The sequence below is a fragment of the Cellulomonas rhizosphaerae genome (assembly GCF_003470205.1).
GTDB lineage: Bacteria > Actinomycetota > Actinomycetes > Actinomycetales > Cellulomonadaceae > Cellulomonas > Cellulomonas rhizosphaerae.
Genome location: NZ_QWKP01000213.1, coordinates 16141 through 28732 on the forward strand (window position 1 = coordinate 16141; position 12592 = coordinate 28732).

Below are 12592 nucleotides of genomic sequence, written 5' to 3' on the forward strand. Positions count from 1 at the left end.
GACGGACGGTGCCGGGCAGGGGCGTGAAGCTCCTGCCCGGCACCCCTGCCCGACTCGCACCAGAGGGAAGAGAATCAGCACATGACCACGGACGACGTCGTCCCCGCGGCACCGCCCGCCATCAACCTGCACACGCGCTCGAGGATCCGCCGGACACCCGTGACCTGGGTGCGTCGGGGCGGGCTCAGCGCGCTGCTGTTCGCCATCCCGATCCTGTTCATCTTCGGGGCGTTCTCGTGGTGGCCGATCATCTCGGCCTTCATCATGAGCCTGCAGAAGACCAACCTGACCGACGCCCCCGTGTGGGTCGGGCTCGACAACTTCCGTGCGGTGTTCGCCGACCCGCTGCTGCCGACCGTCATCAAGAACACCGCCTGGTTCGCGGCGCTGGCCCTGATCTTCGGCTACCCGGTGCCGCTCGTCGGCGCGGTGCTCATGAGCGAGCTGCGCAAGCGCAAGGGCCTCTACTCGGTGCTGGCCTACCTGCCCGTGGTCGTCCCGCCCGTGGTCGCGGTGCTGCTCTGGAAGTTCTTCTACGACCCGCGGCCCGAGGGCGTGTTCAACACGGTGCTCGGCTGGGTCGGGCTCGGGCCCTACCCGTGGCTCGCGGACACCACGTGGGCCATGCCGTCGCTCGTCCTCGAGGCGACGTGGGCAGCGGCCGGCGGCACGGTGATCATCTACCTCGCGGCGCTCATCTCGGTCCCCGCCGAGCTGTACGACGCGGCCGAGGTCGACGGTGCCTCCGTCTGGCGCAAGGTCTGGCACGTGACGATGCCGCAGCTGCGCGGCGTCCTGTTCATCACGCTGATCCTGCAGATCATCGGGACGGCGCAGGTCTTCCTCGAACCGTTCCTGTTCACCAACGGCGGTCCGAACCACGCCACCGAGACGGTCATGCTGCGCGTCTACAACCTGGCGTTCGCCAACCTCGGCAACAACTTCGGGCAGGCCACCGCGCTGAGCCTGCTGCTCGCCGCCTTCCTCGCGGTGATGTCGCTCGTGTACTTCCGCATCACGCGTTCCTGGAGCCAGTCGTGACCACCACTGCCGCAAGCACCCCGCCCCCGGCCCTCCCCGGCGCGATGCCGGGCTCCGCGGGCGCCGCCGCACCGAGCGCTGCGCTCGCGGCATCCGTCCGGCGCCGTCGTCGGGCCACGCCGGACAACCCCGACCGTGGCGCTCTCTCGACCGCCGACTGGCGCCGGCCGAGCGTCAAGTACACGTGGCGCGGCATGCACTTCGTGCTGCTGCTGCTCCTGCTGCTGTGGTGCCTCGGCCCGCTGCTGCTGCTCGGCAAGTTCGCGTTCACGCCGACGCAGGACATCCTGACCCACCCCATGTCGATCTTCCCGAACGGGGCGACGACGAAGAACATCGACCAGGCCTGGAACAGGTACCACATCGGCCAGTTCTTCATGAACACCGTGTGGTTCGCCCTCGGCGCGTGGTTCACCCAGATCCTCGTGGCCACCACCGGCGGGTTCGTCCTGTCGGTGCTGCGGCCGCGCTGGGCCAAGGTGCTCAACTGGGCCGTGCTGGCCACGCTCTTCGTGCCGGCCGTGGTGCTCCTGATCCCGCTCTACAAGCTCATCGTGCACCCGCCGATCGGCGACTCCCTGATCAACAACTTCTTCGCGGTGTGGTTGCCGGCCGGCGCGAGCGCGTTCAACGTCGTGCTCGTCGCGCGGTTCTTCGACTCGCTGCCGCGGGAGATCTTCGAGGCGGCGCGCGTCGACGGGGCCGGGCCGTTCCGGCTCTTCTGGCACATCGTGCTGCCCATGAGCAAGCCGATCATCGGCGTGGTCTCCGTGTTCGCGGTGATCGCCTCGTGGAAGGACTTCCTCTGGCCCTTCCTCGTGCTCAAGGACGACAGCGTCAAGCCGCTGTCGGTCTACCTGCAGTCGATGGCCAACGTGGACAAGGGCACGCTCATGGCGGCCCTGGCCATCTCCACGCTGATCCCGATCGCGATGTTCCTGATCTTCCAGCGCATGTTCCTGCGCGGGGCCGGACTGGGTGGAGCCGTCAAGGGCTGACCGTTCACCCAACGCGCGCGCCCGGGTCGATCCCCTTCGGCCCGGGCGCTCGTGCGTCTTGCTGACGCTCTGTCGGGTCAAGATCACGTCGCTCGGGATGAGGGCGCCAGGGGTCGGGTGCGATGATCGATCCGTGCCCCCACACACCCTGACAGCGCCCTACGACGCCCTCATGCTCGCCTCCTTCGGTGGCCCCGACGGCCCCGACGACGTGCTCCCGTTCCTGCGAAACGTCACGGCCGGCAAGGGGATCCCCGACGAGCGGCTCGCCGAGGTCGCCGAGCACTACCACCACTTCGGCGGTGCGAGCCCGATCAACGGCCAGAACCTGGCCCTGCAACGCGCGCTCGTGGCCGAGCTCGAGCGCCGGGGGATCGACCTGCCCGTCGTGTGGGGCAACCGGAACTGGTCGCCGTACACGCGCGACGCCCTGGCCGCGGCGCACGCCGACGGGGCCCGCCGCGTGCTCGCGCTGGTCACCAGCGCGTACTCGTCGTACTCGGGCTGCCGCCAGTACCGCGAGGACTTCTGGTCCTCGCTCGACGCGCTGGCCATGGACCTGGGCGAGGCCGAGCACCCGCTCGTCGTCGACAAGGTCCGCTCCTACTTCAACCACCCCGGCTTCGTCGCGGCCAACGTCGACGCGGTCGTCGAGGCCTACGCGCAGGTGCCCGACGGCGCCCGGGTCGTGTTCGTCACGCACTCCATCCCCGACACCATGGAAGCGGCCTCGGAAGTCAGCGGTGCGACCTACAGCGCGCAGCACCTGTCCGTGGCGGCCGAGGTCGCCGCGCGCGTCGCCGAGCGGGTCGGCCACGCCGTCGAGTGGGACCTCGCGTACTGCTCGCGCTCGGGCCCGCCCAGCCAGCCGTGGCTCGAGCCCGACGTCAACGACCACCTCGAGGAGCTCTCGGCGGCCGGGACCAGCGCCGTGGTGATCTCGCCGATCGGCTTCATCTCCGACCACATGGAGGTCGCGTTCGACCTCGACACCGAGGCGCTCGAGACGGCGGCTCGGCTGGGCCTGACGGCCGTGCGTGCCGACACCGTCGGCGTGCGGACCCAGTTCGTCTCGGGCCTCGTCGACCTGGTCCTCGAGCGCGCTGCGCTCGCGCGGGCCATCGACTCCGGCGAGGCGCTCGCTCCCGCGGCCACCGTCGGCGACCTCCCCGCGTTCCGCAGCGTGTGCGCCCCGGGCTGCTGCCGCCGCCAGGACGGCGTCGCGTCCGGCGTGCCCGCGGCATGCTCCACCGACTCGCGTTCCTGAGAGGATCCCACCCGTGAGCCACCCGAACCCCGAAGCACTCAACGCCACCGTCCGCTACACGATGTGGACCGTGTTCTCCCTCGAGGACGTCCTGCCCGAGGACGACACGGAGCGAGCCCAGCTCATCGCCGAGGCGCTCCGGTCCGTCGAGCGCGACGGGCTCGTCGTGCGTGGCTGGTACGACGTCGCGGGTCTGCGCGCCGACGCCGACCTCATGGTGTGGTGGCACGCCGAGACGATCGAGGAGGTGCAGGGCGCCTACCAGCGCCTGCGCGCGAGCGCGCTGGGCCGTTACCTGCTGCCGGTGTGGTCGGTCGTCGGGCTGCACCGCCCCGCCGAGTTCAACCGCGCGCACGTGCCCGCGTTCCTGGCGGGTGAGCCGGCGGGCGACTACATCTGCGTCTACCCGTTCGTGCGGTCCTACGACTGGTACGTCCTCCCGGAGGACGACCGGCGTCGCATGCTCGTCGAGCACGGTCAGGCCGCCCGGGACTACGCCGACGTGCGGGCCAACACGGTCTCGGCCTTCGCGCTGGGCGACTACGAGTGGATCCTCGCGTTCGAGGCGCCCGAGCTGTACCGGATCGTCGACCTGATGCGCGACCTGCGCGCCACCGACGCGCGCCTGCACGTGCGCGAGGAGGTCCCCTTCTACACCGGGCCCCGCGTCGAGCTCGCGCAGTGGGCGGAGCGCCAGCCCCGCGGCTGACGCTCGGGTGAGATCCCCGCGCCACCCGGCGCCGCGCTGCGGCGGGTGCCAGGATCGGTGACGTGATGAGACTCGTCGGGACCTGGACGGTGACCGCGGTGACGGGAGCGACGGTGCCCGCGGACGACCGGCACCGCCCGTGGCTGACGTTCGACGGCGACGGCCAGGTGTACGGGATGTCCGGCGTGAACCGGGTCCGGGGCACGTGGTCGGTCGAGGGCGACGTGCTGACGTTCGGGCCCCTTGCCTCGACGATGATGGCCGGCCCGCCCGACGCGATGACGCTCGAGCACGCGCTGCACACGTTGTTGGCCGGTCCGCTGACGCTGCACACCGCCGACGGGGCCGCCGCGAGCAGCGCGGACCCGTTGCTCGACCCGTCCGCCGCCGGCGCCGGGCGACCGGCGATCGTCGACCTCCTCGCGAGCGACGGCGCGTTGGTCGAGCTTCGCCGCACGACTCCGAGGAACTGATCCGAGAACGCACCCCATCTGCGCTTGTGCTTCACCCGAAAGGGTGATGGATTGGACCGTGGGAGCGCTCCTAGGGGTCTGTCAGCCGACAGGGACTGGGTCAGACCGGCGCGCCCTCGGGCGGGCGCAACGACGCACCCGCCAGCGCCCGTCGCTGCTGCGCGGTGCCGGACGCGCGACAGGACCGGGGGACTCACCCATGCCATCGCACCTCCACCACTCAGAGCCCGCTGAGCCGTCCGAGCGCCGACGGCGCCGCACGCCCGGGCTCGTGGCCGCGCTCGCCGCTGTGCTCGTCGTCGGCGCTCTCGCGCTGCCGGCCGGCGCCGCCGACCCGGGCTCGGGCGTCAACCCCGTCGGCGGCGGTTCCTACCTCGGGACGCCACCGGGCGCGACGCCGAAGGGCTGCCCCGCGGTGGAGACCGACCCGCGATCGTCGCTGACCGCCGACGCCCCGTCGGGCGCGCTGCCGACGAACGACTGGTGGTCGTCGCTGCTGTTCAAGAAGTGGGAGTGCCGTACGAGCGCGCCGTTGTACGCGCACCCCGTGGCCTACCAGCCGACGCCGGCCGGGCTCGGTCTGTCGACGCCGCGCACCGCCGTGCTGAGCGGCACGTCCGGGGGGATCGGCGAGTTCCACTACCCGTACGCCGAGGACGTCGTCGTCGGCGTGAGCGGGCTCGAGGCGCCCGTGGTCATGGTGGCCGGGTGGAGCGACTGGACCGTGACGCCGGCCTGGGAGGGCAACGGCAAGACCCTGCGCGCGACGATCGGGCACGGCCTGCCGTTCAGCTACTACCACCTGACCGGGGGCGACGCGGTGCTCACTGCGACGCAGGGGCTGACCGTGTGGTGGCGCTCGGGCGGGGCGATCGGCTTCACCGCGAACGGCCACGACTACGCCGCGTTCGCGCCGACCGGAAGCACCTGGAGCACGACCGCGACGCGGGCGACCTCGTCGCTCGCGGGCTCGGGGTTCCTGTCCGTGGTGGCGCTGCCGACGGCCTCGTCGGCCACCGACGCGGCGCGCACGGCCGCCGCGCAGGCCTACCAGCCGTACGCGTTCGCCGAGGTCACGGGCACCAGGGCGACGTACGTGTACGACGAGGCGAACGCCGTGGTCCGCACGACGTACGCGCTGACCACGGTGGCGCGGCAGGGGACCGAGCGGCGCAGCGTCGTCGCCCTCTACCCCCACCAGCAGCAGTACGTGACGGCCACCGGCGGCACCAAGGTGGCCTCGACGTACGTCTCGCCGCGCGGTGCGATGACCGCGTACGCAGGCGTGCAGGCCTTCACGACGAGCACGCCGTTCACCGGTGTGCTGCCCGAGGTGCCGGCTGTGGCGACCGGGTCGGGGTCCGCCAGGACCCAGCTCGTCGGGCTGCTCGAGGCCGCGACAGCAGAGGCGCTGCCCATCCCGTCGACCGACACCTACTGGACCGGCAAGGCGCTCGGCAAGGCGACCCGCCTCGCCGAGATCGCCGACCAGGTCGGCCGCACCGATCTGCGTGACCGGCTCCTGGCGGGCGTCCGCACCGCGCTGACCGACTGGTTCACCGCGACGCCCGGCAAGACCGCGCAGGTGTTCGCGTACGACCGCCGGTGGGGCACGCTGATCGGCTACCCCGCGTCCTACGGGTCCGACGAGGACCTCAACGACCACCACTTCCACTACGGCTACTTCGTCGCGGCAGCAGCGACGCTCGCGCGGTTCGACCCGCAGTGGGCGGTGAAGTACGGCGGCATGGTCAAGCTCCTCGTCCGCGACGCGAACGGCTACGACCGCTCCGACCCGCTCTTCCCGTACCTGCGGGACTTCGACGTGTACGCGGGCCACGACTGGGCCTCGGGGCACGGCGGGTTCGGTGCCGGCAACAACCAGGAGTCGAGCTCGGAGGGCATGAACTACGCCGGCGCGCTGCTCCTGTGGGGCGAGGCGACGGGCGACCAGGCGGCGCGGGACGCGGGTGCCTACCTCTACGCGACCCAGGCGGCGGCGATCCAGGACTACTGGTTCGACGGCGCGAACGCGATCCCGGCCGGGTTCGGGCACTCGACGGTCGGGATGATCTGGGGCGACGGCGGCGCCTACGCCACGTGGTTCAGCGGCGAGCCCGAGATGATCCAGGGCATCAACACGCTGCCCATCACGGGCGCTCACCTGTACCTGGGGCAGCGGCCCGCGGACGTGCGCGCCAACTACGCCGAGCTGGTGACGACCAACGGCGGGGAGCCGAGCGTCTGGCAGGACATCCTGTGGAGCTACCTGGCCCTCGGCGATCCCGCCGCGGCGCTCGCGAAGCTCGACGCCAACCCCGGCTACGCGGTCGAGGAGGGCGAGTCGCGCGCGCACACGCGCCACTGGATCGCCAACCTCGCGGCGCTCGGCACGCTCGACGCGGGCGTGCACGCGGACCACGCGCTGGCTGCCGTGTTCACCCGCGCCGGGGCGCGGACGTACGTGGCGGCCAACGTGACGTCGGCGGCGATCACCGTGACGTTCAGCGACGGCCGCGTGGTGGCCGTGCCGGCGGGCAAGACCGTGGCCGTGGGGGCGCAGACCTGGTCCGGGGGCAGCGCGCCCGGCGGGCCGGGTGGGGGCGGGCCGACGCCCACTCCCACGCCGACTCCCACGCCGACTCCTACGCCGACGCCGACGCCGACACCGACGCCGACACCCACGCCCACGCCCACGCCCACTCCGACGCCGACGCCGACGCCGACGCCGACCGCACCGGCGTCGCTCGCCAGCCTCTACCTGGACCCGTCCGGGACGCTGACGTCGACCGCGCCGTCCGCGGGCCGGATCGCGATCCCGCGCTCGACGGGCCTGGGCGACAACCTCGAGGAGCCGTCCGACGCGAAGGTGTTCACGCTGCGCGGTCTGACAGCCTCGCCGACCGGGCAGCCGACCAGGTTCGACCTCGCGGTCGACGCAGGCATCACGGTCGGCAGCGGAACCCGCGTGTCCATCGCCTACGACCTCACGGGCGACGGCACGTGGGAGCGCACCGAGCTGTACCGCTACTTCGCCACGGACCCGGTGCCCGGCGACGAGCACTACACCGAGTCGGTCGGCCTCGTGCGCTCGTCGGGCGCCCTGGGTGCACTGACGCGCGGCACGGTCCGGGTGGCGGTGTGGAACGCGATCGGCAGCCAGCCGACGAGCCTCGACGCACGAGCCTCGGTGCTGCACCTGCCGCTGACGCGGTGACCGCCTGACCGATCGGCCGGCCCGCGCTGCGGCGGGCCGGCCGATCGTCGTGCGTGGCGAGGTGGGTCAGGGGTAGAGGCCGCGGATCTGGTGGGCCTCGGCGACGCGGCGGACGCCGATGATGAGCGCCGCGTCACGCAGCGTGATCGACTCGCGGCGCGAGACGGTCGAGACCGCGGCGAACGACGCGGCCATGCGCTGCTCGAGCCGCTCGGCGATCTCCTGCTCGGTCCACCAGTACGCCTGGTTGGCCTGCACCCACTCGAAGTACGACACGATCACGCCGCCCGCGTTCGCGAGGATGTCCGGGACGACGACGATGCCGCGCTCGGCCAGGATGCGGTCGCCCTCCGTGGTCGTCGGGCCGTTGGCGCCCTCGACGACCCACCGGGCCTTGACGCGCGCGGCGGCCTCGGCGTCGAGCACGCCCTCGACCGCGGCGGGCACGAGCACGTCGACGTCCAGCGCGAGCAGCTCGGAGTTGCTCACGGGGGAGCCGCCCTCGAACTCGGGCACCCGGCCGCCACGGGCGACGTGCTCGAGCAGAGCGGGCACGTCGAGCCCGTCGGAGGACTGGATGCCGCCGTGCTCGTCGCTGACCGCGACGACCTTGGTGCCGGCGTCGTGCAGGAACCGGGCGGCGTGCGAGCCGACCTTGCCGAAGCCCTGCACCGCCGCCGAGACCTCGTCGAGCTGCACCCCGGCCTCGGCGAGCGCCGCCGCAGCGGCGTGCACGACGCCGCGCGACGTGGCCGTGGCCCGGCCGAGCGAGCCGCCGACGGTCAGCGGCTTGCCGGTCGTGACGGCCGTGACGGTGTAGCCCATGTTGACCGAGTAGGTGTCCATGACCCACGCCATGGTCTGCTCGTTGGTGCCGATGTCGGGCGCCATGATGTCCCGCTCGGGGCCGATGATCGGCATGATCTCGCTCGTGTAGCGACGGGTCACGCGCTCGAGCTCCGTGGTGCTGTAGTTGGCGGGGTCGATCGTCACGCCGCCCTTCGCGCCGCCGTAGGGGACGTCGACGACGGCGCACTTCCACGTCATCCACATCGCCAGCGCGCGGACCTCGTCGACGTCCACGCCGGCCGAGTAGCGCAGCCCACCCTTGCCGGGCCCGCGCGAGATGTTGTGCTGCACGCGGTAGCCGCGGAACAGCTCGATCGAGCCGTCGTCGCGCCGCAGGGGAACGGCGACGTTCATCTCGCGCCGCGGGGTCGCGAGCATCTGGTGCAGCCCCTCGTCGTACCCGAGGATCTCGACGGCGGACGAGAGCTGGGCCTGCGCGGTCTCGAGGGGTGCGGTCGCCGTGCCGGGGGTGGTGGCTGGCGTCGTGCGGTCTTCGTCAGGCATGGGTGTCCTTCCGGGTGGTGCGGCCGACTCGTGAGCGGCTCAGGCGGTGGGCCTCGTCGCCGACCGCCGCCCCCACCTTGCCACCCGGGCGGGGCGGTTGCAGCGAGTAGGGACGCGCCACGCGCGCGCATGTCGCGAGCACGCCCCGCGCCGGGCCACACTGGGCACTGTCCGCGCGCACCCTGCGCGGCCAGTCACGCGACGGCGCGGGCGACCCCCGGTGCTGTCGGACCGAGGAGGACCATGCCCGAGCTCGACGACCTCGTCCCCCGAGCGCTCGCGCTCGCGCACTGGTGGCTCGACGCCACCACGGAGGGGACCGCGGCCGGACCCGCCAAGGAGCGGCGCACCGCCGCGCGGCTCGGCGCGCTCGTCGCGGACCCCGCGGGGCTCGAGCTCGCGGTGCGGTTCGTCGACCGCGTCGCCCGGCCGCGCGACCTGCGGGTCGCGGCGCGCGAGCTCGCGGCGCTCGGCCGGGCAGCGGGCCACGCCTCGTTCCTCGGGCCGGCGGACCGTGCGTTGCTGACCGTCGGCACCCGGGTCGCCCCGCTCGCCCCAAGGATCGTCGTCCCGGCCGCGCGCATCCGGCTGCGGCAGCTCGTCGGCCACCTGATCGCCGACGCCGGGCCTGGGCTCGGCCCGCACCTGGCCCGGATGCGCGCGCAGGGCTACCGGCTCAACCTCAACCTGCTGGGCGAGGCCGTGCTCGGCGAGCAGGAGGCCGCGGGCCGACTGTCCCGGCTCACGGCGCTCGTCGAGCGCGACGACGTGGACTACGTCTCGGTCAAGGTCTCGGCGGTCGCGAGCCAGCTGTCCACGTGGGACACCGAGGGCAGCGCCGCCCGCGTGGCCGAGCGGCTCCGGCCGCTGTACCTGACCGCCTTCGAGCACGGGACCTTCCTCAACCTCGACATGGAGGAGTACCGGGACCTGGGCCTGACGCTGCGCGTGTTCCGCCAGCTCGCCGCGGACCCCGCGCTGCTCGCGGCGCCGATGGGCATCGTGCTGCAGGCCTACCTGCCCGACGCGCTCGCGGCCTACGACGAGCTCGCCGACCTGGCCGACGAGCGCCGCACGGCCGGCGGTGCGCCGCTCAAGGTGCGCCTCGTCAAGGGCGCGAACCTCGCGATGGAGCGCGTCGAGGCCGAGCTGCACGGCTGGGCGCAGGCGCCCTACGGGAGCAAGGCCGACGTGGACGCGGCGTACCTGCGGCTCGTCGAGCGAGCCCTCGACCCCGAGCGCACGCGTGCGCTGCGGGTCGGTGTTGCGAGCCACAACCTGTTCCACGTCGCCGCGGCGCACGTGCTCGCCGGGGCGCGCGGCGTGGGCGACGCGATGGACGTCGAGATGCTGCAGGGCATGGCCCCCGCGCAGGCGCGCGCGGTGCGCGACGACGTGGGCGAGGTGCTGCTCTACACGCCCGTGGTCGCGCGCGACGACTTCGACGTCGCGGTGTCCTACCTGGTGCGGCGCCTGGAGGAGAACGCGGCCGGGGAGAACTTCCTGCACGCGCTGTTCGCGCCGGAGGAGGACGACCGGGCCGACGAGGGCGCCGCGGCGATGGGCGACCAGGAGTCGGCGTTCGTCGCGGCGGTCGCGCTTCGTGCCGCCGTCCCGTCCGCCCCGCGGCGCGACGACCAGCGCCCGGTGCCCGGTCGGGACTTCGCCAACACCCCGGACACCGATCCCGCCGTGCCCGACGCGCGGGCGTGGGCGCGCGGGCTCGTCGTGCGGACCGTGGAACCGCCTGCGGGCGCCGTCACGGTGTCGACCACCGACGAGGTCGACGCGGTCGTCGCGCGCGCCGTCGCCGCGGCCCCGTCGTGGGCGGAGACCTCGCCGAGGATGCGTGGGGAGGCACTGCGCCGGGCCGCCGACGCCCTCGAGGCCGCGCGCGGCGACCTGGTCGCCGTGATGGTCCGCGAGGCCGCCAAGACCGTCGCGGAGTCGGATCCCGAGGTCAGCGAGGCCGTCGACTTCGCGCGGTACTACGCGGACCGCGCCGAGGACCTGGCCGACGGGCGCACGCCCGGCGCGCAGTTCCGGCCGCGCGGCGTGACGGTCGTGACACCGCCGTGGAACTTCCCGGTCGCGATCCCGGTCGGCTCGGTGCTCGCCGCGCTTGCCGCGGGCAGTCCCGTGCTCGTCAAGCCGGCACCGGCCACTCCCGGGTGCGCGCAGGTCGCGATGGCCGCGATCGCGGCCGTGCTGCCGCCCGACGTCCTGACCGTGGTGCTCAGCCCGGAGGGGGACGTCGGCCGCCGACTGGTCACCCACCCCGACGTCGCCCGGGTGCTGCTCACGGGCTCGATCGAGACCGCGCGCGCGTTCGCAGGCTGGCGTCCCGACCTCGACGTGATGGCCGAGACGTCGGGCAAGAACGCGCTGATCGTCACGCCGTCCGCCGACGTCGACCTCGCCGTGGCCGACGCCGTGCGCTCGGCGTTCGGGCACGCGGGGCAGAAGTGCTCCGCCGCGTCGCTGCTCATCCTCGTCGGCTCGACCGGGAGCGACGACCGGCTCCGGCGCCAGCTCGCCGACGCGGTCTCGTCGCTGCGCGTCGGACCCGCCGCGGACCTGGCGACCGGCATGGGGCCGCTCGTCGAGCCGCCGAGCGAGAAGCTGCTGCGCGCGCTGACCACGCTCGACCCGGGGGAGGAGTGGCTCGTGGCTCCCCGCCAGCTCGACGAGACGGGTCTGCTCTGGACGCCCGGGGTCAAGCACGGCGTGCAGCCCGGCTCGTGGTTCCACACGACCGAGTGCTTCGGGCCGGTGCTCGGGGTCATGCGGGCGCGCACGCTCGACGAGGCGATCGCGTGGCAGAACGCCGTCGCGTTCGGGCTCACCGGCGGTCTGCACTCGCTCGACGAGCACGAGATCGAGCACTGGCTCGAGCGCGTCGAGGTCGGGAACGCCTACGTCAACCGCCACATCACCGGGGCGATCGTGCAGCGGCAGCCGTTCGGCGGCTGGAAGGCGTCGGTCGTCGGACCGGGGGCCAAGGCCGGAGGCCCGCACTACGTCGCGCAGCTCGGCACGTGGACGGACGGCCCCGAGGTCCCGACGGACGACGCGGGGTGGCTCGCGTGGGCGCGTGCGGACGACGTGCGCGCGTGGGCGGAGGAGTTCGGCGTCGAGCACGACCCGAGCGGCCTCCTGGTCGAGGCGAACGTGCTGCGCTACCGGCCCGTGCCCGCGCTCGTGGTGCGTGCCCGGGCGGGCGCCGCGCCGCGGGATCTCGACCGCGTGCTGCACGCAGCGGAGGTCGCGGGCGTCCCCGTCACGGTCGCGACCGAGCCCGACGACGTCTTCGCCGGCCGGGTGGCGGGCGGTGAGGTCAGCGGCCGGATCCGCGTCGTGGGCGGGCCGGACGACGCCCTGCGTGCGGCCGTGGCCGGCCGGGCCGGTGAGGTCACCGTCCTGGACGGGCCCGTGCTCGCCTCGGGGGAGCGCGAGCTGCTGACCGTGGTGCGCGAGCAGGCGATCAGCCGGACGCGGCACCGCTTCGGGCACCTGCCGGCGAAGTAGCGCTGC

8 protein-coding genes are annotated in these 12592 nt (G+C 73.4%); 7 read left to right on the forward strand and 1 reads right to left on the reverse strand.

All coding sequences use genetic code 11. From position 1 onward, the window contains the following. Positions 1 to 81: 81 nt before the first annotated feature. The 6 genes from D1825_RS13880 to D1825_RS13905 all read left to right on the forward strand — a co-directional run bounded on the left by D1825_RS13880 (position 82) and on the right by D1825_RS13905 (position 7705). Complete coding sequence (locus D1825_RS13880) at positions 82 to 1041, forward strand: carbohydrate ABC transporter permease (protein WP_199721602.1); 960 nt, start codon at positions 82 to 84, stop codon at positions 1039 to 1041. A 44-nt stretch (positions 1042 to 1085) separates the two neighbouring features. Further along, entirely contained in the window at positions 1086 to 2039 is a 954-nt protein-coding gene (locus D1825_RS13885) for a carbohydrate ABC transporter permease (protein ID WP_118768028.1), read from the forward strand. A 97-nt stretch (positions 2040 to 2136) separates the two neighbouring features. Continuing rightward, positions 2137 to 3306: a ferrochelatase gene (locus D1825_RS13890; protein ID WP_118768029.1), complete on the forward strand. Its 1170-nt coding sequence runs from the start codon at positions 2137 to 2139 to the stop codon at positions 3304 to 3306. Positions 3307 to 3319: 13 nt separating this feature from the next. Continuing rightward, on the forward strand, positions 3320 to 4015 hold the full coding sequence (gene hemQ, locus D1825_RS13895; protein WP_118768003.1) for a hydrogen peroxide-dependent heme synthase: 696 nt from the start codon (positions 3320 to 3322) through the stop codon (positions 4013 to 4015). Between the two features lie 65 nt (positions 4016 to 4080). Further along, positions 4081 to 4488, forward strand: a complete 408-nt coding sequence (locus tag D1825_RS13900; protein WP_233549908.1) for an META domain-containing protein — start codon at positions 4081 to 4083, stop codon at positions 4486 to 4488. Positions 4489 to 4687: 199 nt separating this feature from the next. Next, entirely contained in the window at positions 4688 to 7705 is a 3018-nt protein-coding gene (locus tag D1825_RS13905) for a glycosyl hydrolase (RefSeq protein ID WP_118768005.1), read from the forward strand. A 66-nt stretch (positions 7706 to 7771) separates the two neighbouring features. On the opposite strand, the gene D1825_RS13910 is transcribed toward D1825_RS13905, so the two are convergent. After that, positions 7772 to 9058, reverse strand: coding sequence for a Glu/Leu/Phe/Val family dehydrogenase (locus tag D1825_RS13910; protein ID WP_118768006.1), 1287 nt, complete (start codon positions 9056 to 9058; stop codon positions 7772 to 7774). Between the two features lie 243 nt (positions 9059 to 9301). On the opposite strand from D1825_RS13910, the gene D1825_RS13915 reads away from it, so the two are divergent. Continuing rightward, positions 9302 to 12586: a bifunctional proline dehydrogenase/L-glutamate gamma-semialdehyde dehydrogenase gene (locus D1825_RS13915; protein WP_118768007.1), complete on the forward strand. Its 3285-nt coding sequence runs from the start codon at positions 9302 to 9304 to the stop codon at positions 12584 to 12586. The last annotated feature ends 6 nt before the right edge of the window (positions 12587 to 12592 follow it).

What these genes read in the sequence shown, in the direction of transcription:
- D1825_RS13915 (WP_118768007.1), top strand. Translation starts at nt 9,302, where the DNA reads ATGCCCGAGCTCGACGACCTCGTCCCCCGAGCGCTCGCGCTCGCGCAC.
- D1825_RS13910 (WP_118768006.1), bottom strand. Translation starts at nt 9,058, where the DNA reads ATGCCTGACGAAGACCGCACGACGCCAGCCACCACCCCCGGCACGGCG.
- D1825_RS13880 (WP_199721602.1), top strand. Translation starts at nt 82, where the DNA reads ATGACCACGGACGACGTCGTCCCCGCGGCACCGCCCGCCATCAACCTG.
- D1825_RS13885 (WP_118768028.1), top strand. Translation starts at nt 1,086, where the DNA reads ATGCCGGGCTCCGCGGGCGCCGCCGCACCGAGCGCTGCGCTCGCGGCA.
- D1825_RS13905 (WP_118768005.1), top strand. Translation starts at nt 4,688, where the DNA reads ATGCCATCGCACCTCCACCACTCAGAGCCCGCTGAGCCGTCCGAGCGC.
- D1825_RS13890 (WP_118768029.1), top strand. Translation starts at nt 2,137, where the DNA reads ATGAGGGCGCCAGGGGTCGGGTGCGATGATCGATCCGTGCCCCCACAC.
- D1825_RS13900 (WP_233549908.1), top strand. Translation starts at nt 4,081, where the DNA reads ATGAGACTCGTCGGGACCTGGACGGTGACCGCGGTGACGGGAGCGACG.